Source organism: Terribacillus saccharophilus (assembly GCF_000725365.1).
Taxonomy (GTDB): domain Bacteria; phylum Bacillota; class Bacilli; order Bacillales; family Amphibacillaceae; genus Terribacillus; species Terribacillus saccharophilus.
The window spans coordinates 922,936-949,767 of record NZ_CP008876.1; the positions used below are offsets into that span (position 1 = coordinate 922,936).

The 26,832-nt window shown below is 43.6% G+C and carries 22 protein-coding genes; 17 read left to right on the top strand and 5 right to left on the bottom strand.

Annotated elements, in window-relative coordinates; all coding sequences use genetic code 11:
- Positions 1 to 18: 18 nt before the first annotated feature.
- A complete protein-coding gene (locus tag GZ22_RS04755) occupies positions 19 to 576 on the bottom strand; it encodes a DUF6434 domain-containing protein (protein WP_038559292.1) in 558 nt (185 codons plus the stop codon).
- Between the two features lie 155 nt (positions 577 to 731).
- On the opposite strand from GZ22_RS04755, the gene GZ22_RS04760 reads away from it, so the two are divergent.
- From GZ22_RS04760 to GZ22_RS04775, 4 genes are all read left to right on the top strand, one after another.
- Positions 732 to 1,463, top strand: coding sequence for an MBL fold metallo-hydrolase (locus tag GZ22_RS04760; protein ID WP_038559294.1), 732 nt, complete (start codon positions 732 to 734; stop codon positions 1,461 to 1,463).
- 90 nt (positions 1,464 to 1,553) lie between these two features.
- Complete coding sequence (gene lplA, locus GZ22_RS04765) at positions 1,554 to 2,549, top strand: lipoate--protein ligase (RefSeq protein WP_038559297.1); 996 nt, start codon at positions 1,554 to 1,556, stop codon at positions 2,547 to 2,549.
- Between the two features lie 50 nt (positions 2,550 to 2,599).
- Positions 2,600 to 3,769: a M48 family metalloprotease gene (locus tag GZ22_RS04770; RefSeq protein ID WP_051748040.1), complete on the top strand. Its 1,170-nt coding sequence runs from the start codon at positions 2,600 to 2,602 to the stop codon at positions 3,767 to 3,769.
- A gap of 128 nt (positions 3,770 to 3,897) precedes the next feature.
- The gene (locus tag GZ22_RS04775) at positions 3,898 to 4,422 is read left to right on the top strand and encodes a competence protein ComK (protein ID WP_051748042.1); all 525 of its coding nucleotides are present in this window, start codon (positions 3,898 to 3,900) and stop codon (positions 4,420 to 4,422) included.
- On the opposite strand, the gene GZ22_RS04780 is transcribed toward GZ22_RS04775, so the two are convergent.
- The gene (locus GZ22_RS04780; RefSeq protein WP_038559299.1) at positions 4,370 to 4,759 is read right to left on the bottom strand and encodes a YhjD family protein; all 390 of its coding nucleotides are present in this window, start codon (positions 4,757 to 4,759) and stop codon (positions 4,370 to 4,372) included. The genes GZ22_RS04775 and GZ22_RS04780 overlap by 53 nt on opposite strands.
- 199 nt (positions 4,760 to 4,958) lie before the next feature.
- On the opposite strand from GZ22_RS04780, the gene GZ22_RS04785 reads away from it, so the two are divergent.
- From GZ22_RS04785 to addA, 4 genes are all read left to right on the top strand, one after another.
- Positions 4,959 to 5,606 carry a TVP38/TMEM64 family protein gene (locus GZ22_RS04785; RefSeq protein ID WP_051748044.1) on the top strand — a complete coding sequence of 216 codons (648 nt, stop codon included), beginning with the start codon at positions 4,959 to 4,961 and terminating at the stop codon, positions 5,604 to 5,606.
- Between the two features lie 53 nt (positions 5,607 to 5,659).
- Positions 5,660 to 6,202: a signal peptidase I gene (lepB, locus tag GZ22_RS04790; protein WP_038559302.1), complete on the top strand. Its 543-nt coding sequence runs from the start codon at positions 5,660 to 5,662 to the stop codon at positions 6,200 to 6,202.
- 128 nt (positions 6,203 to 6,330) lie between these two features.
- On the top strand, positions 6,331 to 9,834 hold the full coding sequence (gene addB / locus GZ22_RS04795) for a helicase-exonuclease AddAB subunit AddB (protein WP_038559304.1): 3,504 nt from the start codon (positions 6,331 to 6,333) through the stop codon (positions 9,832 to 9,834).
- On the top strand, positions 9,818 to 13,543 hold the full coding sequence (addA, locus tag GZ22_RS04800) for a helicase-exonuclease AddAB subunit AddA (RefSeq protein ID WP_038559307.1): 3,726 nt from the start codon (positions 9,818 to 9,820) through the stop codon (positions 13,541 to 13,543). Before addB ends, addA begins: the two co-directional genes overlap by 17 nt.
- Positions 13,544 to 13,573: 30 nt before the next feature.
- Here addA and GZ22_RS04805 read toward each other — a convergent pair whose 3' ends face one another.
- Entirely contained in the window at positions 13,574 to 14,938 is a 1,365-nt protein-coding gene (locus GZ22_RS04805; protein ID WP_038559310.1) for a DUF2254 domain-containing protein, read from the bottom strand.
- A 129-nt stretch (positions 14,939 to 15,067) separates the two neighbouring features.
- On the opposite strand from GZ22_RS04805, the gene GZ22_RS04810 reads away from it, so the two are divergent.
- A complete protein-coding gene (locus GZ22_RS04810; RefSeq protein WP_038559312.1) occupies positions 15,068 to 15,343 on the top strand; it encodes a GNAT family N-acetyltransferase in 276 nt (91 codons plus the stop codon).
- 35 nt (positions 15,344 to 15,378) lie between these two features.
- On the opposite strand, the gene GZ22_RS04815 is transcribed toward GZ22_RS04810, so the two are convergent.
- Positions 15,379 to 15,993, bottom strand: a complete 615-nt coding sequence (locus tag GZ22_RS04815) for a PH domain-containing protein (RefSeq protein ID WP_038559315.1) — start codon at positions 15,991 to 15,993, stop codon at positions 15,379 to 15,381.
- Between the two features lie 116 nt (positions 15,994 to 16,109).
- On the opposite strand from GZ22_RS04815, the gene GZ22_RS04820 reads away from it, so the two are divergent.
- From GZ22_RS04820 to GZ22_RS04835, 4 genes are all read left to right on the top strand, one after another.
- Positions 16,110 to 17,315, top strand: coding sequence for a DUF418 domain-containing protein (locus GZ22_RS04820; RefSeq protein ID WP_038559318.1), 1,206 nt, complete (start codon positions 16,110 to 16,112; stop codon positions 17,313 to 17,315).
- A 70-nt stretch (positions 17,316 to 17,385) separates the two neighbouring features.
- Entirely contained in the window at positions 17,386 to 17,757 is a 372-nt protein-coding gene (locus GZ22_RS04825) for a DUF1516 family protein (protein ID WP_038565649.1), read from the top strand.
- 117 nt (positions 17,758 to 17,874) lie between these two features.
- Complete coding sequence (gene asnB / locus GZ22_RS04830; RefSeq protein ID WP_038559320.1) at positions 17,875 to 19,722, top strand: asparagine synthase (glutamine-hydrolyzing); 1,848 nt, start codon at positions 17,875 to 17,877, stop codon at positions 19,720 to 19,722.
- A 150-nt stretch (positions 19,723 to 19,872) separates the two neighbouring features.
- Positions 19,873 to 20,721, top strand: coding sequence for a YitT family protein (locus GZ22_RS04835; RefSeq protein WP_038559323.1), 849 nt, complete (start codon positions 19,873 to 19,875; stop codon positions 20,719 to 20,721).
- Between the two features lie 33 nt (positions 20,722 to 20,754).
- On the opposite strand, the gene GZ22_RS04840 is transcribed toward GZ22_RS04835, so the two are convergent.
- Positions 20,755 to 21,018: a NifU N-terminal domain-containing protein gene (locus tag GZ22_RS04840; RefSeq protein ID WP_038559326.1), complete on the bottom strand. Its 264-nt coding sequence runs from the start codon at positions 21,016 to 21,018 to the stop codon at positions 20,755 to 20,757.
- 129 nt (positions 21,019 to 21,147) lie between these two features.
- On the opposite strand from GZ22_RS04840, the gene GZ22_RS04845 reads away from it, so the two are divergent.
- The 4 genes from GZ22_RS04845 (at position 21,148) to GZ22_RS17975 (ending at position 26,819) form a co-directional block, all read left to right on the top strand.
- Positions 21,148 to 21,588 (top strand): hypothetical protein, encoded by a 441-nt coding sequence (locus GZ22_RS04845; RefSeq protein WP_038559330.1) that lies wholly within the window; start codon positions 21,148 to 21,150, stop codon positions 21,586 to 21,588.
- Between the two features lie 84 nt (positions 21,589 to 21,672).
- The gene (locus GZ22_RS04850) at positions 21,673 to 23,241 is read left to right on the top strand and encodes a diguanylate cyclase (RefSeq protein WP_038559333.1); all 1,569 of its coding nucleotides are present in this window, start codon (positions 21,673 to 21,675) and stop codon (positions 23,239 to 23,241) included.
- A gap of 13 nt (positions 23,242 to 23,254) precedes the next feature.
- The gene (locus GZ22_RS04855; RefSeq protein ID WP_038559335.1) at positions 23,255 to 23,617 is read left to right on the top strand and encodes a response regulator transcription factor; all 363 of its coding nucleotides are present in this window, start codon (positions 23,255 to 23,257) and stop codon (positions 23,615 to 23,617) included.
- Complete coding sequence (locus tag GZ22_RS17975; protein WP_051748046.1) at positions 23,610 to 26,819, top strand: ATP-binding protein; 3,210 nt, start codon at positions 23,610 to 23,612, stop codon at positions 26,817 to 26,819. Before GZ22_RS04855 ends, GZ22_RS17975 begins: the two co-directional genes overlap by 8 nt.
- Positions 26,820 to 26,832 lie beyond the last annotated feature (13 nt).

Genomic DNA, 26,832 nt, shown 5'->3' on the forward strand with positions numbered 1-26,832 from the left:
ATGTAAACAGGTAACATTCTAGGAACTATGCGAATACGGCTTGCTTTTTTTCTTGTTCCAAGCCTCAACAGCTTGGCTGCGCGACTTTCCTTTGTTAGTAGGGTTAGAGAAGAATTCGCGGATGAATCGGTTATACTCGAACTGAGGGGCAATATCTTTCTTATAAGCAGGGTCCTGCTTACGGGTTTGTTCTTCATGCCATGCATTGATTGCATCTTCGTATGTTTTGCCGATGTTTGCACGGAAGTAGTCTTGTATATAAGTCGAAAAATGAAAATGCTCTCCGATTTCCTGCTTGAAGAATGCTCGTACATCCTGGCTGCATCGATGGTCTTCTGTAATGACGGTGGAACGGCTGAGCGGTTCTTTGGATTTCTTCTTTCTGCGTAATTGTTTTTGGTTCGGTTTTTCTATGAGACCGTCCCGCAGGAAGCTTTCAATTCTTGCTGTAATCTCCATCTTGGATCCAGAGACTGGTAATTCATTTTCCCGGCAGAATTGGACGAGTTCTTCTTTCAGCCAATAATAATTTAAAAAATCATCTGCGTTAGTGATTCGTGTCAATTCTGGTCTCATGTTATATCCCCCGCATGCGTTTTTTCTCTTTTTGTTATATTATGTCATATTTACAAAAAGGAGACCAGCCCTTGACTGGAGAACTCCTTACACATTAGGTGGTTTACATGCATGAATTTCGGTAATGTAACAGTAGAAGGAGAGGTGCACAAATTATGAAATTGACAGTAATAGGATTTTGGGGAGCATACCCTGGCAGAGAGAGTGCCAGCTCGTGTTATTTAGTAGAAAAGGACGGATATGCCTTGCTGCTGGATTGCGGAAGCGGGGCGCTATCGCGGATGCCAGCTTTCGTTAATCCAAAGGAATTGGATGCGGTTGTTGTAAGTCATTATCATCCGGATCATATAGCAGATATCGGAGCACTGCAGCATGTTTGGCAAGTACAAAACAGCTTGAAAGGAACAGAAGAGGTGCTGCCAATCTATGGTCACGAAGAAGATGAGGAAGGCTTTAAGAATTTATCTCATAAATTTACCGATGGGATTGCTTACAAGCCAGATGAAATTCTGAGTATAGGGCCTTTTGCTATTACATTTATGAAAACGAAGCATCCAGTCCCGTGCTATGGTATGCGGATTTCGGACGGTGTCTCTGATATTGTGTATACAGCTGATTCCAGTTATTTAGAGGAATGGGCGGAGTTCAGCAAAGATGCGGATCTGCTTATTACTGATTGTAATTTTTATCAGCATCAGGATGGCGAGTCTGCCGGTCATATGAACAGCCTGCAAGTAGGCGGCATTGCGGAGCAGGCTGGTGTGAAAAATCTCTTTCTCAGTCATCTTCCGCATTTTGGAGAACACCGTCAGCTGCTGGAGGAAGCAAGCAGCGTCTACAGTGGACATGTAAAGCTAGCATATGAAGGATTGACATGGGAAGGGTAGAACCTTCCCGTTTTGTCTGAATTGCTATCATGCTGAGGATTCGGTAGAATATTAGTAGGATAAACAATTTTGACACTGGGGGTCTTTATTTTGCGTTTTATCGATAACGAAGGTATTACAGATCCGAGGATTAACCTTGCGATCGAAGAGTATGTTCTGAAAAATTTCGGCAAAGACGATACATATTTGCTTTTCTATATCAATGAACCATCCATCATCATCGGCCGGAATCAGAACACGATTGAAGAAATCAATACGAAGTACGTAGACGATAATGGCATTAAGGTCGTACGCCGTTTATCCGGAGGCGGAGCCGTATACCATGATATGGGGAATTTGAATTTCAGCTTTATCACACAGGACGACGGTAACAGTTTCCAGGATTTTGCTAAATTCACTAAGCCGGTTACAGATGCATTGAACAAGCTCGGTGTACCAGCAGAATTGAAAGGACGGAATGACTTGCTTGTTGGTGAACGCAAGATTTCCGGAAATGCGCAATTCTCCACACGTGGCTTAATGTTCAGTCATGGTACATTAATGTACGATTCAGAGATTGAACACGTAGTGTCAGCTTTGAAGGTGAAGAAAGAGAAAATCGAATCCAAAGGGATCAAATCTATTCGCAGCCGTGTAGCGAATATCTCTGAATTTATGGATAACAAAATTCCAATGGATGAATTCAAGGAAATTTTGCTTCGTTATATTTTCGATGTGAAGGATACGAAGGATGTACCACGTTACAAACTGACAGAAGAGGATTGGAAAGCCATCCATAAAATCAGTGAAGAACGCTATCAGAAATGGGAATGGAACTACGGTAAATCGCCGAGCTTCAATATTCAGCAGACGCATAAATTCCCATCAGGGAATGTTGATGTTCGTCTGGATGTGAAGAGTGGTATCATTGAGCAGATCCGTGTCTTCGGTGATTACTTTGGTGTCGGTGAAGTCGGGGAGCTTGAGGAAAAACTGAAAGGTGTCCGTTATGAGCGCGAGTCGATTCAGCAAGCGCTAGCGGATGTAAATGTGAGCCATTACTTAGGTAAGATCGAGAAAGATGACTTTATTGATCTTATGTACTAATCATCTATGAGACGACCTTCGGGCCGTCTCTTTTTTACAGGAGGAATCGGATGAGACGGGTACTTCTTGCTTATATGATCTATCTTTTAGCAATATGGATTTTCTTTCCATTCGTCTATACAGAGTGGAATGTGGATGTAAGTACATACGCAAGTATCGGTCATGCAGTCTACTTTTCCAGACTGCCGTTATTGCCGCTATTTCTTTATGTTGTTTGGAAGAACGATAAGCTGCAGAAAATAGCTGCTAGCATGGAAAAACGACTGCCTAAATTCTTCGCAACTGCCGGCTATATGGTTTTATTGACTAGCGTATACGGTATTGTTCAGCTTCCATTCCGGTTGGCGGGTTATTGGAATGCGCGTCAAGCGCAAATCAGTGTCCAGAATTTCGGGGATTGGGCAGGAGAATACGTGCTTAGCTTATTTCTCTTTTATTTGGCTGTCACAGCTGTCGTTTTCGTATCAGAGTTACTGATGAAACGATTCCGTAAAAACTGGTGGATCATTTTGTGGTTCTTGCTTGTGCCTAGTGCGATTTTCGTCGTCTATGTCCAGCCGATGTGGATTGATCCATTGTATGAAGATTTCTATCACCTTCCTGATGGCGAATTGCGTACGGAAATAGAGCAGCTGACTAGTGAGGCAGGAATTCCTGATGCAACACTGCTGGAAGTGGATAAAAGCGCCAAAACGGTTACGTATAATGCATATGTCACGGGACTGTTCGGCAGTGCTCGTGTAGTACTCTATGATACGACTGTCGACGGCTTGGCCCAAGATGAGGTTTTGTTCATCGTCGCCCATGAAATCGGTCATTATGTGCTGCATCATGTGTATTGGGGGACAGCTGGTTTTCTTTTACTAGGCTTTGTCCTCCTTTGGGTAACCAAAAAACTATCAGATAAATTTTTGGCTGAAAAACAGATAAGTGCTCATCAGCTGAGAGCAGTGCCACTCTTCCTGCTTATCCTTAGCTCTTTGCAATTTGCGAGCGAGCCTGTTTCCCTTTATGTTTCCCGAGAAATGGAGCGGCAGGCGGATGCTTATGCGCTGGAGCATGCACCTGATACAGAAGCAGGCATTCATATGTTTCAGAATATGCAGCAGGTTTCTAAAGGCGATCCAAACCCTTGGCCGCTATTCCAATGGCTCCGCTCCACACATCCATCCAACCAGGAGCGTATCAAAACAATAGAATCTTATCAGGAAAACAGGTAGAGACATTAGCTCTACCTGTTTTTTGTAAGGATTCTATTAAGAAAAGGGTATTCTCCTGTTTTCACGCCTGAAATTTTGCTATTGTAGAATCAATCCCTCTTTTCCTGCATCAGAAAGGATGTTTCAGGATGCAGCAGATAGAACAAAATCCAACCATGGCAGAACTTACGCCGCTTACAATGGCTGTACTGCCAAAGCTCCTCGACAATGGTCAAGCAGGTTGTGAAGTAATCGAGACTGAAGATAGTTTTACTTTTCGCACCCCTCCGAGCAGATTCATCGATTTGGCCTGCAAGTTCTATGGAAGTAGCTTAAAAGGAAGGCAGGCAGGTGTGAAAGATATATGTGGAATCACTCATAAGGCCCCGATATCGATAGACCCTGTCAGCGGTATGTATTTCTTTCCCACCTCTTCACCACTCTCCCATGCATGCTCCTGGATCTCTCATTCCCACATCAAGCGGATAGAAGCCGCCCCGCATCAGCGAACAACCCTCACATTTAAGAATGGCCATACACTCATCCTTGATGTTTCTTATGGATCCATGATGAACCAGGTCCAGCGTACTGCGCAATACCGATTTCTGCTGGATAAGCGGATCAGGCATTTGTGGAAGTATGGCGGGGACCAGATTGCGGAGCCTTTTGTGTAAGCTCCATCAGGATAGCCTCGACTTTCTTCCGTATTGCCGGATTAAAATAGTTACGCTTTTCCTCACATTCCTTTGTGATGAACAGGAAGGTGGTGAAGGCGTCGTTTTTCTCCGCTGTCACAATCTGCATATTACGCTGACGCAATTGAATACGCAGCTGACGGCGCTCCTCCAATGCAGTTTTCTCCATCGATTGTAATGTATGTAACAGATGCGCTTTTATCTTATGCTTTCCTTCTTCTACAATCCGGATATCCTGCTGCAGGACAACAATGGCCATTGACAGAAACAGGAAGCGGGATCCCAGCTTATATTCCGACTCACTAAGACAACGCATATGCCTTTCCTCCTAAATACGAACATGTGTTCCATTATACCCTATGCTATGCAAAGTGAAAACAGGATAGTACAGGTAATTTTCAAATGACTAACCAAATGCAGGAAAAGAAGGGATAATCCTGTCAGACTTTGCATGCTTGGGCTTTTCGTTTAGAATAGTAAAAAGATGTTTTTGCTGGGAATAGGAGAATGGTTAGATGGTCTTAGGTTTTGGATGGAACGATTTGATGGAAATGTTCCGCAATGGAACATGGGACGATTATGCGAAGTCCCTGCTTGATCGATATGAGAATCTGGGTCCTATACCCGGCATTGGGCTACCTTTTTTGGAAGCTTTCCTGCCATTTCTGCCGCTTGTTGTCTTCGTACTAACGAACACTGTAGCTTACGGTCTGTTATGGGGCTTCCTATATTCGTGGATCGGTACGTCACTTGGAGCGATCACCGTCTTCTGGCTGATACGCCGTTATCAACATACACGTGTAATCAATTGGCTGCGACATAATAAACAAGTAAATCGAATAACAGAATGGCTGGATCGTCATGGATTTGGTCCGTTATTCATTCTTTTATGCTTTCCATTTTCGCCCTCGGCTATCATCAATGTAGTCGCAGGATTATCGAGAATCAGTGTGCAGCAATTCGCTTTAGCGGTATTTCTTGGTAAAGCGCTGATGATTTTCTCAATTGCTTACGTCGGTGACAGTCTGACTTCCTTTGCGGAGAACCCGATCAAGACGGTTGTCGTAGCTGTTGCGATCATCTTGTTCTGGATGGTAGGTAAATACGTAGAAGGAAGATTGAAGAAGAAAAACGGCAAGCAGGAGCAATCACATAAGGATTAAAGCTATTCAAGCCGGGGTAAAGTGTTGCAAACACTTACACCGGAGGAAAGCACATGAAAAAGAAAAAACATTGGAAGTTTTTCTTCCTGTTTGCCGGCATCGTGCTTTTGATCTTCTTTTCCAGAGAATTAATCTTTGCAGATTATCGAGTGGAAGGGGAGTCAATGGAGCCGACCTTACAGGACGGTAACTTCCTGATGGTGAACAAGTTCATGAACGACGCAGATAGTATCCAGCGTTTCGATGTCATCGTCTTTCACGCAACAAAAGATGAGGATTATGTGAAGCGGATTATTGGAATGCCAGGGGATACAGTGGAAGTTAGCAATGACAGACTGTTTGTAAACGGTGAATACAGACCTGAGCATTATCTGGAAACGTATAAAGATGATGTCGATGGTCAGCTGACGTATGATTTCACGTTGGAAGACGTCACCGGGCGAACGACAGTGCCCGAAGGAATGCTGTTCGTAATGGGTGATAATCGAAGGGACAGCCTTGATAGCCGCTCATTTGGCTTCATCCCGATCGAACAAGTTGTTGGGAAGGTGGATGCCCATTTCTGGCCAATGTCTGCATCTGGACTTAGCATTTAGCTCCTTATCTTTGATAAGGAGCTTTTCCAATATATACAAGCGAACAAACGTGCGCATCTGTTTTCCCATAAACCGCTGAACATGATAGAATAAGATTACTAGTTTGGAAGACAGGAGTGGAGCTTAGAATGGGTGTACGTTTTATCATCGGCCGGTCTGGAGCAGGAAAAAGCCGTGCATGTCTCGATGAGATTGCAGCTAAATTAAAAAGTGATCCAATGGGATCGAATATATTTTATCTGGTTCCGGACCAGATGACCTTTCAGCAGGAGCAGGCGCTGATCAGGCAAACCGGTGTAGAAGGAAGCATCCGTGCACAGGTATACAGTCTGTCACGGCTGGCTTGGTATATCCTGCAGGAGACAGGCGGTGCGACTAAGCAGTTCATTACCTCGACAGGTGTTCAGATGATGCTCCGGAAGATTACCGAGGAACGTAAATCTGACTGGAATGTCTTCCAGAAAGCAATTGAGAAGAACGGCTTTATGGGGCAGCTGGAAAGCATGATCACAGAGCTGAAGCGCTATCGTGTTACGCCGGAACTTCTTCATGCTCAAATCCGGGAAATGAAGCAGTTTCAACAGCAGCATTCCCCTGAGGTTACACTACGGGATAAGCTGGAAGATATCAGCTATATTTATGATCGTTTGACCGCGCTTTTACGGGATAAGTATATCGACAGCGAGGATCAGCTGCATTTGCTTGCGTCTAAAATACCATTGTCGCGTTCTATAAAAGGTTCGGAGATTTACCTGGACGGGTTTCACCAGTTTACGCCGCAGGAGCTAGAGGTGATTGGTGCACTGATGACAGAAGCAGAGCAAGTGACAGTGACACTTACATTGGATGGAGCGAATCGCCACGATGTAGACGAGCTGGATTTATTTGCGCGCACACATGATACATTCCTTCAGATCAAACAGACGGCGCAGGAAAGGAATGTGCCGATCACTTCGATCGAGCAGCTCGATCCTGCAGATGGGCGCTTTGGGCATAACCCAGCTTTCCTTCATTTAGAGAAGCATTTGGAAACACGTCCAGCTCCAACGTTAAAGCAGGAAGTACCAATCACCTTGGCACAGGCAGTCCACCCAAGAGCGGAGGTCGAAGGTGCAGCGCAGGAGATAGTCACACTCGTACGGGAAAAAGGCTATCGTTATCAAGATATTGCGATACTGCTCAGACAGGCGGATGTATACCATGAGCTAATCGAAACAGTATTTGCGGATTATCATATACCTGTTTTCATTGATCAGAAAAAGCCGATGATCCATCACCCGCTGCTGGAACTGATTCGTTCAGGAATGGAAGTTGTTGATGGGAATTGGCGATATGAAGCTGTTTTCCGCGTACTAAAAACAGGTTTGATTCCATCGTCTGATGACGTTTATCCACTAACAGAGGAAGCGATTGATGAATTAGAGAACTATTGTCTTGAATATGGTATACGTTCCAGGGATCGCTGGCTGCAGAAAGAAGACTGGATTTTCCAGCGATTCCGTGGATTTGATACAACACGGCAAACTGACAAGGAACTGGAAACCCAGAAACGGATCAATCATTATCGCCGTCAGGTAGCAGAGGCGATGAAGAAATTTGATCGGAAGCTGCGGGAAGGTAAGACATTCCGTGAGCGATCGATTGCTGTATACAACTGGCTGGAACAGCTGCAAGTACCGCAGCGCCTTGAGGAAATGCAAGTTATCTTCGACGATCGCGGTGAGCTGGAAAGAGCAAGAGAGCAGGACCAAGTATGGGATAGTGTACTTCAACTGTTGGATGAAGCAGTGGAGATTGTTGGGGATGAACGCGTTTCCCTTCAAGTTTTCCGCCATACGATGGAGACGGGTTTTGAATCACTTGAATTTGCCCATATCCCTCCTAGTTTGGATCAAGTGATTGTCGGCACAATAGACCATAGTAAGGTAAGTGGGTTGAAATGTGCCTTCCTGCTTGGAGTCAACGAAGGGGTATGGCCGATGAAGCCGAAGCCTGATGGACTCATCAGCGAGGAAGACCGGGAAGTACTGGCTGTATACGGTTTACAGCTTGCGGCTGGAAGCAAACGTCAGCTGCTGGATGAGAGCTTTTATATGTATCTTGCATTCACGGCTGCAAGTGAACGGCTTTGGGTAAGCTATCCCATCAGTGACCAGGAAGGAAAAGCGAAGATGGCTTCTTCACTCGTGCAGCGCATGAAAGATTTATTCGACTGGTGCTGTGACGAGCGTATGCTTCAGGATCCAGAGGACAGCTTGGATACGGCTCGTTTTGTTGCTACTATCGATCAAAGTCGTTCGGCTCTTACGACGCAGCTTGCCCGCAAAATGCGTGGTTATCCAGTGCATCCTGTCTGGGATAGCGTACTGAACTGGTTCATCAGCCATGAGAGCGAGCATGAGCTGACAGGCAGAATACTGCAAAGCCTCTTCTATCGAAACGAAACAGAGGATTTGGCGGAAGAGACAAAAGAGCAGCTTTTCCCTAAAAAGGTGAAGGCAAGTGTATCACGCTTGGAAACCTACTATCGCTGTTCTTATCAGCATTTTGCCAAGTACAGTCTTGGGTTGGAAAACAGGCGGACTTATAAGCTGGATGCCCCGGATATCGGGCAGCTTTTCCATGAAGCATTGAAGCAGATCACAGATTGGGTTCAGCTCGATGGGCGGAATTATGCGCAGCTTAACCGGGAAGATGCAACAGGATACGCAAAACGAGCGATGGGCAACCTCGCGCCTGTATTGCAGAATCAAATTCTCCACAGCTCCAATCGGTTCAAGTATATCCAGCAAAAGCTTCAGGAAATTATCGCGCGTGCTGCCTACACGCTAAGTGAACAGGCGCGGCAAAGTAAGTTCTCTCCAGTCGGGCTTGAGCTTGACTTCGGGGAAAACCAGACACTGCCGCCAATTGAGATCACGCTGCCAAATGGCTATGATGTCCAGCTAAGAGGACGAATTGACCGCGTCGATAAAGCAATCGATCAAGAAGATCTGTTTCTTCGTATCATCGATTATAAATCCAGCAGCAAAGCGCTGAACCTGACAGAAGTCTACTATGGTCTCGCGCTTCAGATGCTCGCTTACTTGGATGTTGTTCTGTCTCATTCGGAGCAGTGGCTAGGCCTGCAAGCGACCCCAGCTGGTGTATTATACTTCCATGTGCATAATCCGCTCATTTCGCAATCGAGCAGATCACAGGTGGATATAGAGGACGAGATTTTCAAGAAATTCAAGATGCAAGGCATGTTGCTGGAAAACGAATCTGTTGCCCGGATGATGGATACATCACTGGAATCAGGTATGAGCAAGATCATTCCGGCTGGTCTGAAAAAAGATGGTGCATTCCGCGCTGGTTCCCAGACGGCTGATCAAGACACTTTCCACGCTTTGCAGCAGCATACTAGATTCTTAATGGAGCAAGCCGGCCTGGATATAACGAATGGCGGTGTGCATTTGAATCCATATCGCCATCATGATAGAAGTGCTTGTACGTTTTGTGATTTCAAGGCAGTGTGCCAATTCGACGCATCACTTGCTGGTAATAAATATCGTGCAATAAAAGATATGAAGGATGAAGATGTACTGAATAGCATCAAGAAGGAGGTGGAACGACATGGTAATGTGGACTGACGAACAGCAGCTTGCTATTGACGCCAAAGGACATGATATTTTAGTCGCAGCTGCAGCAGGTTCTGGTAAGACGGCTGTTCTTGTTGAACGGATTATCCAAAAGCTTGTGAATCAAGATGATCCGGTTGATATCGATCAGCTGCTAGTCGTGACTTTCACGAATGCAGCGGCACAAGAGATGCGCAGCCGGATTGGAACAGCTCTTGAAAAGGCTCTGGAGGCGAATCCTACTTCTCAGCATCTTCGCAAGCAGCTGTCATTACTGCAGAATGCGTCTATTTCCACGCTCCACTCGTTTTGCCTGGATGTTGTACGCAAATATGCGTATATGCTGGATTTGGATCCAGGATTCCGTATTGCAGATGACTTAGAAGCGGATCTGATTCGCCAAGAAGTAATGGGGGATCTGCTGGAAGAATGGTACGGTAAGGAAGGCGAGGAGCAAGCAGCTTTCTTTGGAGTAGTTGATCGTTTCAGTAATGACCGCAATGATCTGGAAGTAGAAGATCTGATTCTGAAATTATATGATTTTGCTACCCAGAATCCATATCCGGAGGCTTGGCTGGATCAGATGGCAGAGCTGTATAATGTATCTGCTATCCAGGATGAGAATGAACTGCCATGGCTGCAAGTGTTAAAACGTGAAGCAAATGATCAGCTGCAGGCGATGCTGCAGGAAGCAGATCAGGGTCTCGCTCTGACACAGGAACCGGATGGACCGTATCATTACGCAGAAACTTTCGAGGCTGAAAGGAAATTCATTGCTGAAGCGAAGCTCCTTGTGGAAGGAAGCTGGAATGATGCTGTAAGTTTCATTAAAGAGCAATCGTTCGGCAGACTTTCCGGTAAAAAGGTTGAATGTGATGACATGAAAAAATCGCAGGCAAAAGCGCTGCGTGATTCTTATAAAAAGAGATGGGGCAAGCTTTCTGGCGATTGGTTTGCTCGAAAGCTCGAAATCTACTTATCAGATATGATTGAGCTTTATCCGTCGATCCAGCAACTTGCATTGCTAGTCAAACAATTCCGCAGCCGTTATCAATTAGAGAAAAGAGAGCGGGCATTAGTCGATTTTTCGGATTTGGAGCATTTTTGTCTTGAGGTGCTGATAGACGAAAACAGCACACCAGAACAGATTATTCCATCAAGCATTGCCGAAAGCTATCAGAGTCGTTTTAAGGAATTATTATTAGATGAATATCAGGATACTAACCTAGTACAGGAAACACTTGTTACATTGATTTCTGACCGTTCAGGCAGCGGTAATATGTTCATGGTTGGAGATGTAAAGCAGAGCATTTATCGCTTTCGTCATGCAGAGCCGACATTATTCCTAAATAAATATAAGGCTTTCTCTGACCCGGAACATCCAGCTATGCGTATTGATTTGGCCAGCAACTTCCGCAGCCGTCAGCAAGTGCTGGACGGGGCTAACTATATTTTTCGTCAGCTTTTCTCAGTAGACGTCGGAGAAATGCAGTATGAAAAAGAAGCAGAGCTTATTTATGCAAACAAAATGTATGATGACCTGAAACAGGATGACACCGATGTTGAACTAGTTATCATTAATCGTGATGGTACAGAAGAAGCTGAAGATGCTGACACCGACACGGAAATGGTGGAGGACCTGGAGAAAGCGCAGCTGGAAGGGCGCGCGTACAGCAGGATGATTCAGCAATGGATCGGCCACGATGGCCATGGTGCAATGAAGGTTGTCGATAAATCCACACAGCAGCAGCGCGATATTCAATATCGGGATATTGTCATCTTGCTGCGCTCCATGACTTGGGCGCCGGCAATTGTGGAGGAATTGAAGCAGCAAGGCATTCCGGTATACGCGGAGCTTTCGACAGGATATCTGGAGGCCATCGAAATCAAAGTGATGATGAGTGTGCTGAAAATCATCGATAATCCACTTCAAGACATACCGTTCGCAGCCGTTTTACGTTGTCCTATTATTGGTCTAAAGGAAGATGACCTTGCAAAAGTAAGACTAGCAGATCAACGAAGCAGCTATTATGAAGCTGCGAGGGCCTACGTTCGTACTGCAAATGATGAGATTTCTATAAAAATCGAACGGCTGCTGGAGTGGCTTCGGTCCTGGAGAATGGAAGCAAGGCAGGGTGCATTATCAGCTTTGATTTGGTCAATCATGAGAGAAACAGGCTACTACGATTTTGTTGGTGGTATACCAGGCGGTAGACAGCGTCAAGCTAACCTGCGTGCTCTTTATGATAGGGCACGGAACTATGAGAATACATCATTCCGCGGACTGTTCCGCTTTGTTAAGTTCATTGAACGTATGGAAGAGCGCGGAGACGATCTTGGAGCTGCGAAGGCTTTAGGTGAACAAGAAGACGTCGTTCGAATCATGACCATCCACAAAAGTAAGGGTCTTGAGTTTCCTGTTGTTATCACTGGTGCGATGGATAAAACATTCAACCAGCAGGACTTGAGGGAACGTTATTTGCTGCATAAAGATTTAGGGTTTGGCAGTAAATATATTGATCCGGTAAAACGGCTTATGTATCCTACTTTGATTTACCATGCATTAAAGGCAGAGAAACAGCGTGAATCACTTGCGGAAGAAATGCGGGTGCTTTATGTTGCTTTGACACGTGCAAAGGAAAAACTGGTCATGGTAGGCAATGTCGCATCATTGGAGAAAAAGCTGCAAAAATGGCGTCAAATTGCTGATCATCCTTCATGGGTGCTGCCATCGCATTATCGACTGGAAGCAACCTCTTATTTGGATTGGGTAGCACCTGCATTGCTGCGACACGAACAAGCAATGGATCTCAGAGCTGAAGAGCTATCCCAGCAGCTGCCGACAGAAATCACGGCAGACAGTTCGCAGTGGCGAATTCGTCTCCAAGAAAGCAGAGATTATCTAACTTCTGATGAGCAGGAAGAAGAAGCAAACCAAGAGCTGCTTCAACGTATTACTGACTGGAATCCAGGTGAAGAAGATTCAGATTGGAAGGAAGAAGTCGAAAACCGGCTGACTTATCATTACCTGCATACTGAAGCGACAAAGTTCCGTGCAAAGCAGACTGTGACAGAAATTAAACGTCAGCGCGAAATACGGGACAGTTACAGTGATAGCGGTGTGATGAACCGTATTCAGCAAAGAGCTCCGATCGCCAGCAGACCACGTTTCCTGCAGGAATCAAAGGAACTTACACCGGCAGAACGAGGCAGTGCAGTCCATGCTGTCTTGCAGCAGCTTGACATAAAAAAAGAATGGGATAAGAAGAAGCTGGAGGAGTTCCTGCTAGAATTGGTAGATAAGGAATTTTTACAGCAGGATGCTGCAGCGTCCATTGACGTGGAGCTGATACTTGATTTCCTGGAGTCTTCAATAGCAGATCGCATACGTCAGGCTGAACACTTCTATCGGGAAACTCCTTTTACACTGGCGCTTCCTGCAAATGAAATATACAACGATTGGGCAGGTGCAGCTTCTGACAAGGTAGTAGTTCAGGGAGTGGTCGATCAGATTTTAGTGGAAGAAGACGGACTTGTGCTCCTGGATTACAAAACCGATACACTTTATGGAGAAGATCCTAATAGGAGAGCAGAAATTCTCACAGAGAAGTACCGGGTTCAGATTGAACTTTATGCTAAGGCAATTGAACGGATTTGGAAGAAACCGGTCAAAGAAAGCTATCTATACTTCTTTGATAAAGGCTTCTTGCGACGTGTATAAGAAAAGGAGACAGCAAATGCTGTCTCCTTTTTAATTTGGCTGCAAATGACGTTCCAGCTGGTAATAATCCTTTGCATTGCCGGTAACTTCTGCTAGGTGTTTTAAATAATCGAGTAAACGGACCCGATCTGCACGGAAGAAAGCAGAATCTGAAATATGCAGGATCGTGTCTTGAGCAAACTCCCAAATAATCGGGAAGTTCTTTTCAGAGATAGTATCAGTCATCCGGATGAAAACTTGAATCATTTCCAAGATGAGAAGATAATCCTTTTGTGTATAATGCCGTATCCGCCCGAAGCCTTCATGCAAATACGTAGAAAAGGTGACGGTATTATAGACAACGCGCGTTTGCTCCTCTTCATCCTGCAGGTAAGGGTGCAGAGTGGTCGATGCATCGATATTTATCATCAGATCCGCCATTTGATGAAAAGTATTGATTGCAGAGGTTGGATCATCATTTCCGATTGACTTGATGGCAACTTCACTTAGTTTGTTCATACTCATATCCACATCTTGAATCTCTGATCGTTTATGTCCGATTTGGATAAGCTTACTGTATTTCTCGATTTGCACATCCTGTGCGCCTGGTCCGCGATAGCTGAATAAACGATTGCCTTTTAATACGAAGTCACCTGCTTTAGCATTCATCTTTACAACGACATTGTCTTCCTTAGCTTGCTTGATCATATCCACAAAGTTAATAAGTTGGATATAACCGGAACTAGATGCTTTGCATGTGTAACCGGTATAATCCTCAAATGTATAACCAGGTTCATCGCAGCGGTACGGTTCCAGTTCATCAATCAACGTCGATTGGATGATCCTTTCAGACTCCGTTTTCATGGCATATACAATATTATGCATCTGCATCCAAGTTGTCGTATGGTTCACAAAGATAGCAAAACCAATAACGGCCGCAAGTGTCACAAGCGTACAGGCAATCGGTACAGCTGTAAAATAATCTCGTGAACTATTCGTGACGAACAAGAAGGATACGAGCATAAATACAAAGCTTCCATAAAATAAACCGAGGATATGCTGTGTCGTCCGATCAGAGATAAAGTTGAACAGCATTCGCGGTGAATACTCTGAGCTGAAACTAGTTAAGACTACTAGGATTGAGTTTAACGTATATGCTGCTAATAGCAGTGTGCCGCTGACAAGGACACTTACAAGCGTCCCTGTATTGGAAGCGGAAGCATTAAAGAAACCAGTTGTCATCGTAGGCAAATCCAAATAGAGATCTAATAAAAGAGGAATTGATACGAGTACGAGTGTCCCAGCAATATAGATGGCTGGCATCATCCAAAGATTGAGCTGCGCTTCATACTTGCGCTGACGTTTTGACATATGTAGATATTTTCGAATGGATCTTGGCAATAGTTTGATAAGCATATTGGACGCCTTTCTACTTGAGTTTGATCATTGGATTTTACCCTATATTTACAATCGGCAAACACCTGGCAGCCAGATGAATACCTAGCTGAACATGCGGGTAGAGTAAGGAAAGGAAGGAGTGGTACGATGGCCGACATCAAACAAGAAAAAGGGCGATTTTATATCGGAAATAGTGACCAGCCTGATGCAGAGGTGACATTCACAGAATCTGATGATATTGTCATTGAACATACTATGGTAATAGAGGACAAACAGGGCGCAGGTATTGGAAAGCAATTGATAGATCGAGTTGTAGATTATGCAAGAGAACAGGAAAAACAAATCGTGCCGGTATGCACATTTGCACATGAGATATTGAGTACTGACAAAAAATACGACGGGGTCTGGGAAGGCCCGCTATAAAAAAGAGTGACTCGCATAGTACGAGTCACTCTTTTTTAGTTGTTGATATATTTTTCGTAAACTGCACCGAAATCATGCGCATGATATTTATGTTTGGTAGATGTCAGCCATTCAAAGCCAAATTCAGTCAGTTTCTTGTATGTTTCATCCAGTGTACCGTCTGTATAACGAGATTGCTGGAGTATGGCTGCTGCTTTATCCAGACTGGTATGCGCCATATCTGTAAATAAGCTGTTTTCATAATTGATCTCCGCAATGCGCAGCAGAGCTTTATACAAATCCTTCAACTGATCAATCTGGTCTTTCTTCACGTCGATACTGATTACCTGATTATCGATGGAAAATTTAATTTCGATGTCCAGATCCACTTTACCGGCCGTTTCTAAATACACGTTGCTGATGCGATGCTGCATATAAGGGTAACGGCGAAGAGTGCGTTTGGAAGAAACGGCGCTTTCACCGTCAACATGGATGATTGAGAGATTTGTAAAGCAATACTCATCCTGCTTCGTTTTAATCAAAAAGTAGATTTTTTCATTATCTTCATTCATGACATAATCATCGGCATCCGTCTTATCGTAATCACTTGGAGGAATAATCTTGCCGATATCAGAGAGACCTAGAGCATCAGAAGCTAGTTTCTTAAACATAATTTAACCCTTTCCGCTATGTAGCATGTGATATACTAATTTTAGCAATTTTGACAGAGAGCATCCATATTATTTTTGTAAATGATGCATCTGTACTAAGCGAAAGGCGGAATGAGATGAAAGAAAAAATAAGACCTATGCCACAGACAAAAAGGCTGAATTGGATCGATGCAGCAAGAGGAGCAGCCATACTCGGTATCTTCATGGTAAATGCACCTTCATTCGGATCTCCCTTTTATATGCCAGGATTTGATTCGCCTGAATGGGATTCACCACTTGATACTTTTCTACTAGGCGGCATCGATATATTCTTCCAAGCTAGTTTTTACACGTTATTTTCCATATTATTCGGATTCGGAATGCAGTTAATTTTTGATAGCCGAAAACGAGACGGTATCAAGCCCGGCTGGTTCTTGAGCAGAAGGATGCTAGTGCTGCTGGGTTTGGGAGCAGTGCATGCATTTCTTATTTGGCATGGCGACATTCTTTTTACATATGCGATTCTTGGATTATTGCTTATTCCTTTTCTTTACACACCAAGATGGGTGTTGCTGACGATGATCCCGGTTTTGCTTCTTCCGGTGGTGCTGCTGTTTACCTTAATATATCTTGCCGCATCAATGATCGATGAGGGTATGGAACAAATTATGGCAAGCTTAATAGATATACCTAGTAAAATGGCTGCTTATGGTAATGGAACCTACGCTGATATCTTGCAGCAGAACTTATCGGACTGGTCTATGGCGAGTGGGGGTGGCGGCATAATCCTCAACGTATTCTTGATGCTGCCATTGTTGATGCTTGGTGCATACCTTGCTCGTATAAAGCTGTTTCATGATCCGGTAGCCAATCGCCGTAAACTTATTTGGTTTACAGTTGTAACGGGCTTTCTTTTTCTTATCTTTAAAGCTGGACCGTACTTGATTGGTGCTCCATATTGGCTAAGCATTGTTCAGGACTCTATTGGTGGACCTTCAAGTGCTTTGTTTTATCTTTCTTTGATAACGCTCCTGTCAAATGTCCCTGTATTCAGCTGGATTGCACATCAGCTAAGCTATGTCGGACGTATGTCTTTGTCCAATTACTTATTCCAGTCTCTATTGATGTTCATCTTGTTCTACAATGTCGGCTTCGGCTTATATGCGACATTCTCATTAGCAGGCTTCATTTGCTTTGTTATTGGCGTCTTTGTAATTCAAGTTGTACTAAGCCGCATTTGGTTCCGATATTTCACCTTCGGACCTGTTGAATGGCTGTGGCGCATACTGACGTATGGAAAAATTCAGCCGCTTCGTAAGAAAAGCGAACAACGTGTGTCTTGATGCGGCAATAATGGGAAACATGGTATGATGTACGGGTACATAACAAAAGGAGGCGCACACCGTGGACGGAATGATACTTACACATATAATCGGCTGGGGACTCGGTCTTCTGCTTTTCTTCTTTGCGCTTGTTCTTTATAGCGAAAAGAAAGTAAAGAAGGCAACAATTCCGCATATGATTCTGCGGCTTGATTATCTGCTCATCTTGTATACTGGATTTGTACTACTATGGAGATATTTTGACGAATCTGGATCTTCCTTTACTGTCCAAGCCGTCATTAAAGGTATTGCCGGGCTGATCGTCATCGTCTGCATGGAGATGATTCTCGTGAAAATGAAGAAGGAAAAGTCTGCAAAAGCTTGGTGGATTATTTTCTTCATCGCGCTCGTCATTACATTATTGCTTGGTTTTGGTATCCTTCCGATGGGATTCCTGCCATAAAACCTGCCTACTAAGGCAGGTTTTTTTCTTTTGCTCACGTTTAGCGCCGCTTTTCATATGTTGTAGAAGTAACGGCTTAATATATGACATAGGCGAGAAAAGGAGTAGAGCGGGCATATGTGCGGTATTACCGGGTGGGTTAATTTCAAACGTAATCTGGAGCAGGAAAAACCTGTGATCCAAAAAATGGCTCAAACATTATCGAAACGGGGTCCGGATGAGTACAACGATTGGGGCGCACCACATGTCTTGTTCGGTCATCGTCGTCTGATTGTAGTAGATGCTGCAGGAGGCAAACAGCCGATGCAGCACACTGATGAGCGCGGGACTTATACATTGATTTACAATGGTGAGCTTTACAACACAGAAGACATTCGGAAAGAATTGCAGCAGCGTGGATGGACCTTCCAAGGGCATTCTGACACGGAAGTGCTGCTGAAGAGCTATATTGAGTGGCAGGAAGCATGTGTAGAGAAATTTAATGGGATATTTGCATTCGCTATTTGGCACGACAAAACGGAAACACTCTTTTTTGCAAGAGATAGATTAGGTGTAAAACCACTCTTCTTTATGGAACAAGATGGCGGGCTATTGATCGGTTCAGAACTGAAAGCAATCCTTGCTCATCCAGAAGTGGAAGCAGTGCTTGATAATGAAGGGGTTTCTGAGATCTTGGCGCTCGGTCCGTCACGGACACCTGGCCATGGCGTTTTCAAAGGCATCAAGGAATTGCGGGCAGCTCACATAGGGAGATTTAATCGGAATGGCTTGAAACTGACTCGTTATTGGAATGTGGAAAGTAAAGAGCATACAGATTCAATAGAAGAAACTGCTGCAAAAGTAAGGGAACTGCTTACAGACTCCGTCATACGGCAGCTTGTATCGGATGTACCGCTTGGTACCTTTCTTTCAGGCGGAGTTGATTCCAGCGCGATAACAGCTATTGCAGCAAATCACTATAAGGAAACAGGCAAAGGGCAGCTTTCAACATTCTCGATTGATTTTGATGGGAACGATACGTTTTTCAAGAAAAGTGATTTCCAGCCAGCGAGCGACCAGACTTTCGTCAAGAAAATGCAGAAGGCTTTTGGAACGAATCACAAGACATATGTGATGGATAATCTGTTATTAGCTGGCTCACTAAAAGAAGCGACCATTCTACGTGATCTGCCTGGTATGGCAGATGTAGACGCCTCATTGTTCTGGTTTTGTGAACGAATCAAGGAGAACGTGACAGTAGCATTATCAGGTGAATGTGCAGATGAAATCTTCGGCGGCTACCCGTGGTTTTACAGGGAGGATGACTTGAACAGAGAAGGTTTCCCTTGGATCCGGTCGGCTCAAGTTCGAAACAGTCTGCTAAAAAAAGAATGGCAGCATGACCTTGATTTACATGGCTATATGCTAGATAGATATCAGGATACAATCGATGAAACACCACTCCTTCCTGGTGAGGAAGCGGAAGCGGCAAAACGGAGACAAATGTTTTATTTGAATATGCATTGGTTCATGCCGACATTACTCGATCGAAAAGACCGGATGAGCATGGGAGCAAGCTTCGAGGCCCGAGTTCCGTTTAGTGATCATCGATTAGTGGAATATGTGTGGAACATCCCGTGGGAAATAAAGACGTATGGCAATAAGGAAAAGGGCATACTTCGAAAAGCGCTCGAAGGAATCCTACCGGATGAAGTGCTTTATCGGAAGAAAAGTCCATATCCAAAAACACATAATCCGGTTTATACGGCTGCTGTCGTTCAGTGGATGGAAGAAATCCTTCGGGATGATGATGCGAGGTTATTCGATTTATTCGACCGAAAGTCTATCGATGCTCTTGTCAAAAGCAAAGGGCAGGATGTGACTGCGCCATGGTTCGGTCAATTGATGACCGGTCCTCAGTTGCTTGCACATCTTGGACAGATTGACTTTTGGCTACGACATCATGATGTAAAGATTCGTGTATGACTTTGGGAGCTATCTTAGCTCCTTACATAATAAAACTATTTTCATTCGGAGTTATTTCGGCTATAATAATTCGCGGGCTTTGCGCAGGAATAGCTTTCAGCCGTTCTGCGCAAGCTTTTTAATGTGTGGGACTTTTGAGGAGGTACATAATTGTTCTATTTTGAAGTGAAACGTATCGTGGTCGTTATATTCGGAGCCTTACTCAATGCAGTAGCACTGAATTTCTTCCTGATACCTGCAAGTGTATATGGCAGCGGCTTTACCGGTGCTGCACAGCTTTTATTCGATTTCTTTGCACAAGTTCTTGGCATTACCTCAATTGGGACAGGGATCTGGCTATTCCTATTGAATATTCCAGTAGCTATCCTGGGTTGGATGAAGGTGGGCAAGGGTTTTACGATTTATAGTCTCTTTTCTGTTGCTTGTATGACAGTTATGCTTGAGTTGCTTCCGATTCATGCTCTATCGGATGATATTATCCTCAATGCTGTATTCGGCGGCGTTATTGCCGGTGTTGGTGTTGGACTGACGCTAAAATGGGGTGCTTCTACTGGAGGAATGGATATAGTTGTCATGATTCTATCCCGTCTAAAGGATAGACCTGTTGGCACGTATTTCTTGCTGTTAAACGGAATCATCATTATTTTGGCAGGTGTCCTTAATGAACCAGCGAATGCCTTGTATACGCTGGTCACCCTGTATGTCTCGACGAGAGTTATCGATGCGATCCATACCCGCTATGAGAAGGTGACTGCAATGATTGTCACAACAAAGGCGGACGAGCTATCAAAAGCGATTTATAATAAAATGGTACGAGGCATTACGATTATACCTGTCCGAGGTGGTTACACACAGCAGGACAAAAATATGCTGATGCTCGTTATCACACGATATGAATTATATGATTTGGAACATATTATTAAAGAAGTGGATCCATCAGCTTTCATGAACGTCGTAGAAACTGCTGGTATCTATGGATTCTTCCGTAAAGATAAATAAAAGCTGAGGAGCATTTTGGCTCCTCAGCTTTTTTTAATAGCCTGCTTCTTCCATGACAGCGACGACTTTCGCAGAAAGCTTGTCCCAATCTGCGTTCGGCAGCTTGTTAATTGTAATAAAGTTTTGGAAACCGAAAACATTATCAACACCTTCAACTGTCATCAGCTGATTCATGATAGCGTATTCGCTCGTTTGTCCAGGCATAACAGACACACTGCCGTTGCCTTCAAAGATAATTTTATCAGTAGTGAATTTCTTTGCATTCGGATTCGGGGTATTTTCTACTCTTATACTCATGCTATTGGCCTCCTAGCGTCCATACTTACCACTATCATAGCAGATATGGAACGTTTTAAAAAGCGGGAAATAACTTGCTTAAGCAGAAACGGGGTTGGGTAGTGAAAAGGTAAAGAGGAGGGTTATTTGATGGTGATTCGTGTTTTGGGTATTGGTAGTATATCTGGTATTGCGCTGTCAGCCTGGATGTATCTTTGGCAGCAAATGACGGCTCTTAAGGTTTATACATTATTGCTTAATGTCGATTTTATCCCCTTTATTCGACAAGTGGATTGGAATGATTTTATGCTCAATTTCTTTCATATTATTATTTCCTGGGCAATAGTCCTTATTTACATCGTGTTGAAAAAGAAACGAGGGAGAAACAGGTGGTTAATCGGTATTGGTTTAAGCCTCTGTGCTGCCTGTGTCTATTTTCCTTTATCACTTCTTGCCAACCAGCCCGTGCCCACTGTTGATAATTGGCAAGCTATTATTATCTGGTTTTCTGGTCATATACTGTATGGTCTCCTGGTAGTAAAACTTACTGATTTATTTTATAATGGTAAATTTTTAGGGAAACAAAGCTGAAGGTTGCTGTTGTGATATAATCAACCTGCAATCTTAGCTAATACACCAAGAGTTAAGTGCTTAATAAAGATAGAGGTGTAAAGTTTGAAGAAATACCAAGAGATATTTACGACAAAAATTAATGAAAGTTTTGCGATGTTCAAGCAGCAGGACACGATACGAAAAGGAGATTTGTATCAGTTAGTCCATCAAATTAAAGGCACAGGAGCATCCATAGGTCTGAATACCTTGTCTGAAGTCGCAGAAGCCCAACTGCTCCGTATAGCGGAAATTGAAGGAGAACGACTGTCAAAAGATGTTTGGATGCCTATTATAGAGGCAATCGAAGCAGAATTGCAGCAACAAGCTGAACTTCCTGCCAGACCTCGAGTATTCATCAGGCAGGAGCCTGTGCTGCTGATATCCATTAATAACGACTGGCTTATGCGAGCGAGAGAGCGTATCGAGAAAGAAGGCCTCCAAGTTATTGTAGCTGCGGACAAGGAACGTGCGATTGCACATCTTTATGATGCACATCCGCTTATAACGCTTATAGATGGCAGATGGAGAGAGCATATTACGAAAGAAGATACAGCTTATATTCAGCAGAAGATGTTTTCTTTTGTTATGTTTATTGGCGGAAATCTTAATTTTGAGGAAAAGCAGCGTTATTTTCGGAATGGCATCACAGATATAATTGATCAGCATGAAGTGGATGAGTTGGTAATTGAAATCATTTTCAATCGTTTGAAACTGTTAGATACGATGGAGCAGCGAGTTGTAGTCGATCCATTAACGCAAGTTTATAACCGCTCCTTCTTAGCTGGTTTTCCGGCTGGTCGTGAGTCAGAGCTTACTTGTGCCGTACTTGATATCGATAATTTCAAGCAAGTGAACGATACATATGGTCATGCCAGCGGTGATATTGTCCTGCGGAATTTTGCTGCCTATTTGAAAGGTGCTGTGAGAGAAGAGGATTATGTCATCCGGTATGGTGGAGAAGAGTTTCTTCTGCTCATGCCAGGAATAAAGGACGAGCTGGCAGCAAGCCGCTTGCGCGAGATCCTAGAAGGCTACATACATCAGCCACATGAGTTGGCACAGACAATTATTTATACATCCTTTACAGCAGGAGTGGCGTCAAAAGTAAGTGATGAACGATTAATGCTGGATCAGCTAATCGAACAAGCAGACCATGCTCTGTATTACGGGAAACGCAATGGAAAGCAGCAAGTGAATGTTTACGAATCTTGTCATCATAATATGGAGGAAGAGCCTTACAAATCTCTTTATCTATCGGTAGTAGATGATGATACTATCATTCGTTCCTTGCTGCAGGACAATTTGGAAGGATTGCAAATGGATGGGTATCGTGTACAGCTAAAGGCTTTTGCAGACGGTAGCTCTTTATTAGACTCCGATTGGATCAGACAGGCGGGCAAGCACATTGTTCTTCTTGATGGTGTCATGCCGGATATGGATGGACTCGAAGTGCTGTCAGCTTTACGCACATATCCAAACGAAAAGAATTTGTTCGTGATGATGCTGACAGGCAGACAGGATAACCAGGATGTAGTAAAAGCGCTGGAGCTTGGAGCGGACGATTATATGACAAAACCATTTCATGTCGAAGAAGTGGCAGCGAGAATCAAAAGACTGACGCTTCGCACCTAGAGGAGGGAATAAGATGGCAAGAATATTAGTTGCTGATGATGAAGAGGTATTGCGGATGTTAATTACTGATACTTTGGAAGATGAAGGTCATGAGATTGATAATGCAGCTGATGGAAACGAAGCACTGCAAAAGATGCAAACAGAGATTTATGATTTAGTGCTTCTGGACAATATGATGCCCGGTAAAACAGGTATCGAGGTAGCCCAGTCACTTTCAGCAGAATGGAAGCAGAACTGTCCAATCATTATGCTGACGGCAAAGACACAGCAGTCTGATATAGAAGAGACGAAAAAAGTGGGAATACCATATTATATGGCGAAACCGTTTAGTCCGGCTCAGCTGGTCTTGTTAGTAGAGGACATTCTAAATGCCTAATTACTTTCGAAAATCGATTAAGAGGCAGTTTCTTTATATTCTTTTCTTTGTTCTGCTAGCTACGATGATAGGCATTGCCGCCTTCTTTTATATGCATTATTCCACGAATAAGCAGTATGAGAAGGAACGGAATGTACTAGTAGAAAAGCGAGGCGTTTTACAGAATATTAAATCTGACTTCAGTGATATGGTATTTCATATGCGGGGCTATGCGCTTTATACGAATGAGCAGGAAAGACAAAATGCAGAAAGCTCTCACGCTTCTCTTGAGTATAACCTGACCCAGCTGGAAGCATTCGATCTTTCTTTGCAAGAACGAGATAATCTGATGCGTCTACAGACTTTTGAGGATATTTATTGGGATACCTATTATCCAGAGCTGCGGGAAGCTATCGAGTCAGATAATCTGCAGGGAATTGCAGAAGAGGTAGCAGATGAACGAATAGATGAAATCAATGATATTTTGCGTGTTACGGAAAACTTGAGACAGCATAACGAGGATGCTGTAACCGAATTGCATAATGAATTTATGCAGGATAATACGCAGGAATCTTATATGCTGTTTCTTTTTGTTCTGCTTATCTTTGGTATCTTGTTATTCTTTAACCGACAGTTCACGCGGAATATTGGAAAGCCTTTGTATGATTTATCTATTGCTTCCTATGATGTGGCACAAGGGAAAAATGTAACCATTGCGCCGCTTGATCGTAACGATGAAATTGGTATTCTTTCGGATGCATTCCGTGATATGACGAAACGTATTCGAAATAGGGAGCAGAACCTTTCTGAAAAGAATACGAAACTCACTGAACAGCAAGAACAGCTGGAGAGCTTTGTCAATGATTTGCGTAACTTGAATTGGGCATTGAATGAATCTTCTATGGTGTTAGTGCTGGATGAAAAAGGTGTCGTCAAACAGGTGAATGAGAATTTCAGTTCCACTTCCCTGTATCCGGAGAAAGAACTTATCGGTAGGAATTTTGTTGGTATTATCGCACACGAAGAGAATACGACAGAGGTCAGAAAGATTTTTCCTGAGCTGTTTAAAGGGCAGGCATGGAGCGGTACGCTGGAACACCGTAAAAAAGATGGTACAAGCTACTGGGTTCATGCAACAATTGTGCCGTATTCAAATGAAGAGCAGGTTATGGAGCAGCTTATCGTAATCGAACAGGATATCACACGAATTATAGAGTCTGAAAAGATGCTTCGTGACTCTCTAAGTGAGACCGAGGAAACTAAACAAGGCATCGAACGAATGAACCGTATGAATAATACACTATCCGTTACGATGGAAAAGCAAGCGTTGTTGAATACAATTATAAAGGAATTGGCTGCTCTTTATCGGTATGACCAAGGAATCATTTTCATGACAGAAACACCTGAATACGCTGCAATCGGAATCACGAAACAATTTGATGAACCTGTAGCTGCACATTTCCAGACAGTAATGCAGCGTCTTGAAGAACATCCACAACCATATGTACTTGAAAGACAAGCAGACAAAGAGGAAGCCGGTTACCGTGAAGCTGGTATGAGCGAAGATCTTCATATTCCAGTGCATAACTCGGCTGGAGAACTCGTTGCTGTTTTTATCTGCACGAGATTTCAGCGACCTTTCCGAGATTCAGAAAAGAAAGAAATGAACTGGATTCTAAAACGACTCAGCTTATTCCTTGATAAAATTGAATCCTATGAGCTAACTGAATACAATAGACAGCTTAATCAGGATATTATCGATAATGTCAATGAAGGTATCCAATTTGTCAGTAATACCGGGGATTTGCTGCAGTACAATGCGAATTGGCAGGCATACCTGCAGCTTGATGCTGTACAATCCCGTCGGGAAGCCTGCAATGATTATGGAAGTTGGATGGAATATAGTAAAACATACATTGATAATCAAGAAGAATACGAGGCATATGTAAAACAAGCCATCTTCGAGGAGGCGCAGCCGGAGGGCGGCTTGAGACTGCGTGTTAGCGGAATGCACAATAAAATGCTGCTTCTTTACCACGTTAGCATTAAACGCCATGATGAGAAAATCGGTACTCTTTTTGTTTACCGTGATATTACTGCGGAATATGAAGTGGATCAGATGAAATCCAATCTGGTTAGTACGGTCAGTCATGAACTAAGAACACCGCTGGCAAGTGTACTAGGCTATACAGAGCTGATGATCACGAAGGATCTGAAACCTGAGCGCCAAGCTAGATACTTGCAAACGATTCATCAGGAGGCGACGAGACTGACGAACCTCATTAATGATTTTCTCGATTTGCAGCGTATGGAAGCCGGAAAACAGGAATATGTGAAAGAAAAACAGCACTTCACTCCGATTGTAGAGCAGGTGATTGAGAACTTCCAGTCTACAAGCAACAAACATAATCTTGTTCTACAACAAAATAGTGCTTACGATCATGTGAGTGTTGATCGGGACAAAATGATCCAGGTACTGACGAATCTGCTCAGTAATGCTATCAAGTTTTCACCGGAAGGCGGAGATGTGGTCGTATCTGTTCAACAGCAGGAGCATCAGCTGTTTGTCCATATTTCAGATGAAGGTATCGGCATACCAGATCAAGAACTGGGGCGACTGTTCCAGAAATTCAATCGACTTGATAATTCCAGCAGCCGTAAAATTGGGGGTACTGGGTTAGGTCTTGCAATTTGCAAAGAAATAGTTGAAGCACATGACGGAAAAATTATGGTCAGATCAGCTGAAGGTGAGGGAAGTGTCTTTTCAATTGTTTTACCAATGGTTGAAGCAGATAAGCAATTCTTGCCTGAAGTAGAACGCGGCCGTCAAATTATCCTGCTTGAGGATGATCGCAGTTTAGCACTTCTTCTAGAGGATGAGTTGAAAGATGCTGGCTTTGCTGTGAGTCGCTTTATCACTGGAGAGGCATTGATCAAACAGCTGCAGCATTTAAAACCAGCGGCATTCGTAATCGATTTGATGCTTGGTGAAGGTTTGGATGGTTGGGATGTTATTCATGAGATCAAGCAGCATCCAGAACTAAAGCAAATTCCAATTTTTATTTCTAGTGCTATTCAGGAAATGGACAAGGCAAAGCACTATCAAATCAATCATTATCTGATCAAACCATATCCGCCGAATAAGTTGTCGACTGTTATTTTGCAATCAATCCTGCAGCATGGAAACAAAGGATTTATTGCATACAAAAAAGAAGAGGAATAATAAAAAGGCAGAT